Origin of the sequence: Streptomyces triticisoli (assembly GCF_003270085.1) — a bacterium.
Classification (GTDB): Bacteria; Actinomycetota; Actinomycetes; order Streptomycetales; family Streptomycetaceae; genus Streptomyces; species Streptomyces triticisoli.
In genome coordinates, this window is sequence record NZ_QFDQ01000139.1 from 1 (window position 1) to 3,760 (window position 3,760).

Consider the following 3,760-nt stretch of genomic DNA (forward strand, 5'->3'; position numbering starts at 1 on the left):
TGCGTACCCGCGGGGCGGATCCCCGGCATGACGCGCGTAGGCTCGGAGCGGGTGTTTGCCCGCCCGGGTGAAGACCGCGCCGCAGGAGAGTTCTAGGGTCGGTGGTCGGGCCCGGTCGACCCACCTGTTTTCGGCCACACACCTCTCACAGGGAAGCGAGATTTCACCACCGTGACTGCTCTCACTCTCAGCACCTCCGCGGCGCCCGGCCTGCGGGCCGACGCGATCGTGATCGGTGTCGCCAAGGGCGCTGGTTCCCCGTCCGGGGACCTGGTCCTCGCACCGGGCGCCGAGACCGTCGACCAGGCGTACGACGGCAAGCTCGCCGGGATCCTGGAGACCCTCGGTGCCTCCGGCGCCGAGGGCGAGGTGACGAAACTGCCGGCCCCGGCCGGTTTCAAGGCCCCGCTCGTCCTCGCGGTGGGCCTCGGCCCGCAGCCCGAGAAGGACGCCTCCTACGATGCCGAGGCGCTGCGCCGGGCCGCCGGCGTGGCCGCCCGCGCCCTCGCCGGGACCAAGAAGGCCGCCTTCGCGCTGCCGCTCGCGGACGCCGCCGACGCCGCCGCGGTCGGCGAGGGGGCCCTGCTCGGCGCGTACTCCTTCGACACCTACAAGAACAACGGCAAGGACGCCGAGGCCCGCGACGCCAAGGCTCCGCTCGCCGACGTCGTCCTGCTCGGCGGCAATCCCCGCGACAAGGCGTACAAGGCGGCCGTCGAGCGCGCCACCACCGTCTGCGAGGAGCTGAACCGCGCCCGCGACCTGGTCAACACCCCGCCGAACGACCTCGACCCGGCCGCGTTCGCCGCCCTCGCGCAGGAGGCGGCCAAGGAGCACGGCCTGAAGGTGCAGGTGCTCGACGAGAAGGCGCTCGCCAAGGGCGGCTACGGCGGCATCCTGGGCGTCGGCTCCGGCTCGGCCTCCGCCCCGCGGCTGGTCAAGCTGACGTACACCTCCGCCAAGGCCAAGAAGCACCTCGCCCTCGTCGGCAAGGGCATCACCTACGACTCGGGCGGCATCTCGCTCAAGCCGGCCGGCCACAACGAGACGATGAAGTGCGACATGAGCGGCGCCGCCGCCGTGTTCGCCGCGGTCGTCGCCGCCGCGCGGCTCGGCCTGGAGGTCAACATCACCGGCTGGCTGGCGCTGGCCGAGAACATGCCCTCCGGCTCCGCCACCCGTCCGGGCGACGTGCTGCGCATGTTCAGCGGCAAGACGGTGGAGGTGCTCAACACCGACGCCGAGGGCCGCCTCGTCCTCGCGGACGCGCTGTGGGCCGCCTCCCAGGAGAAGCCGGACGCCATCGTGGACGTCGCGACCCTGACCGGCGCGATGGTGCTGGCGCTGGGCAGCCGGACCTTCGGGGTCATGGCCAACGACGACGCGTTCCGCTCCGCGGTGTCCGAGGCGGCGGGAGAGGCCGGCGAGGAGGCCTGGCCGATGCCGATGCCGGAGCACCTGCGCAAGGGGATGGACTCCCCCGTCGCCGACATCGCGAACATGGGCGAGCGGATGGGCGGCGGGCTGGTCGCCGGGCTGTTCCTGCAGGAGTTCGTCGGGGACGGGATCACATGGGCGCACCTGGACATCGCCGGGCCGGCGTTCAATGAGCAGGGGCCCTTCGGGTACACGCCGAAGGGTGGGACGGGGTCCGCGGTGCGGACGCTCGTTCGGATCGCCGAACGAGCGGCCTCCGGTGACCTCGGCTGAGTTCGCCTTCTAGCTCGGTACTGAGGGTTCGCGGGCGACTGCCGGCCGTGCGTGGCTGGTCGCGCAGTTCCCCGCGCCCCTTCGGTGGGTGGTCCTGCCGTCTGCTGCAGACGTGCCGTGCGTCACACCCCGGCCCGGCGTCTCGTTCACTGCCCACAAGTGCGAAGATGGGCGTCGGCAGGACAGGGCCCCCACCGAAGGGCCGAAAATCAAGCGGCCGGACACCAGCCGCCTGCCGGTCACCGCGGCCGGCGTACGGCGCACATGCATGGAGGACGTGACGTGGCGAACGACGCCAGCACCGTTTTCGACCTAGTGATCCTCGGCGGTGGAAGCGGTGGCTACGCCGCGGCCCTGCGCGGGGCGCAGCTGGGCCTGGACGTCGCCCTGATCGAGAAGGACAAGGTCGGCGGTACCTGCCTGCACCGGGGTTGCATCCCCACCAAGGCCCTGCTGCACGCGGGCGAGATCGCCGACCAGGCCCGCGAGAGCGAGCAGTTCGGCGTCAAGGCCTCCTTCGAGGGCATCGACGTCCCCGCCGTCCACAAGTACAAGGACGACGTCGTCTCCGGCCTCTACAAGGGCCTGCAGGGTCTGATCGCCTCCCGCAAGGTCACCTACATCGAGGGCGAGGGCCGCCTGTCCTCCCCCACCTCCGTCGACGTCAACGGGCAGCGGATCCAGGGCCGTCACATCCTCCTGGCGACCGGTTCCGTGCCGAAGTCCCTGCCGGGTCTGCAGATCGACGGCAACCGCATCATCTCCTCCGACCACGCCCTGGTCCTGGACCGCGTGCCGAAGTCCGCGATCATCCTGGGCGGCGGCGTGATCGGCGTGGAGTTCGCCTCCGCGTGGAAGTCCTTCGGCGCCGACGTCACGATCATCGAGGGTCTGAAGCACCTCGTCCCGGTCGAGGACGAGAACTCCTCGAAGCTGCTGGAGCGCGCCTTCCGCAAGCGCGGGATCAAGTTCAGCCTGGGCACCTTCTTCCAGAAGGCCGAGTACACCCAGGACGGGGTGAAGGTCACCCTCGCCGACGGCAAGGAGTTCGAGGCCGAGGTCCTGCTCGTCGCCGTCGGCCGCGGCCCGGTCTCCCAGGGTCTGGGCTACGAGGAGGCCGGGGTCGCCATGGACCGCGGCTACGTCCTCGTCGACGAGTACATGCGCACCAACGTCCCGACCATCTCCGCCGCCGGCGACCTCGTCCCGACGCTCCAGCTCGCGCACGTCGGCTTCGCCGAGGGCATCCTGGTGGCGGAGCGCCTGGCCGGTCTGAAGACCGTTCCGATCGACTACGACGGTGTCCCGCGGGTGACGTACTGCCACCCGGAGGTCGCCTCCGTCGGTATCACCGAGGCCAAGGCCAAGGAGATCTACGGCGCGGACAAGGTCGTCGCTCTGAAGTACAACCTGGCGGGCAACGGCAGGAGCAAGATCCTGAAGACCGCGGGCGAGATCAAGCTCGTCCAGGTCAAGGACGGTGCCGTGGTCGGCGTCCACATGGTCGGCGACCGCATGGGCGAGCAGGTCGGCGAGGCCCAGCTGATCTACAACTGGGAGGCGCTGCCGGCCGAGGTGGCCCAGCTCATCCACGCCCACCCGACGCAGAACGAGGCGCTCGGCGAGGCCCACCTGGCCCTGGCCGGCAAGCCGCTGCACTCCCACGACTGACGCCTTCGTCATCGGGCGCGACGACACAGACTTCCGCACTTCGTAAGGAGCAACCGAAACCATGGCGGTTTCCGTAACCCTTCCGGCGCTCGGCGAGAGCGTGACCGAGGGCACTGTCACCCGCTGGCTGAAGGCCGAGGGCGAGCGCGTCGAGGCCGACGAGCCGCTGCTCGAGGTCTCCACCGACAAGGTCGACACCGAGATCCCCTCCCCCGCCGCCGGTGTGCTGTCCTCGATCAAGGTCGCCGAGGACGAGACCGTCGAGGTCGGCGCCGAGCTCGCCGTCATCGACGACGGCTCCGGCGCCCCCGCCGCGACCCCGGCCCCCGCCGCCGAGCAGGCGCAGGCCCCGGCCCCGACCCCGGCCCCGACCCCGACG

Annotated in this window: 3 protein-coding genes; all 3 read left to right on the forward strand. The window is 71.1% G+C overall.

From position 1 onward, the window contains the following. Nucleotides 1-171: 171 nt before the first annotated feature. Nucleotides 172-1,710, forward strand: coding sequence for a leucyl aminopeptidase (locus DEP02_RS19355; RefSeq protein ID WP_112468949.1), 1,539 nt, complete (start codon nucleotides 172-174; stop codon nucleotides 1,708-1,710). Nucleotides 1,711-1,992: 282 nt separating this feature from the next. Next, nucleotides 1,993-3,381, forward strand: coding sequence for a dihydrolipoyl dehydrogenase (gene lpdA, locus DEP02_RS19360; protein WP_112468950.1), 1,389 nt, complete (start codon nucleotides 1,993-1,995; stop codon nucleotides 3,379-3,381). Nucleotides 3,382-3,442: 61 nt separating this feature from the next. Then, nucleotides 3,443-3,760 (forward strand): biotin/lipoyl-containing protein (locus tag DEP02_RS19365; protein WP_332871987.1); only part of this gene is annotated, 318 nt, incomplete at its 3' end.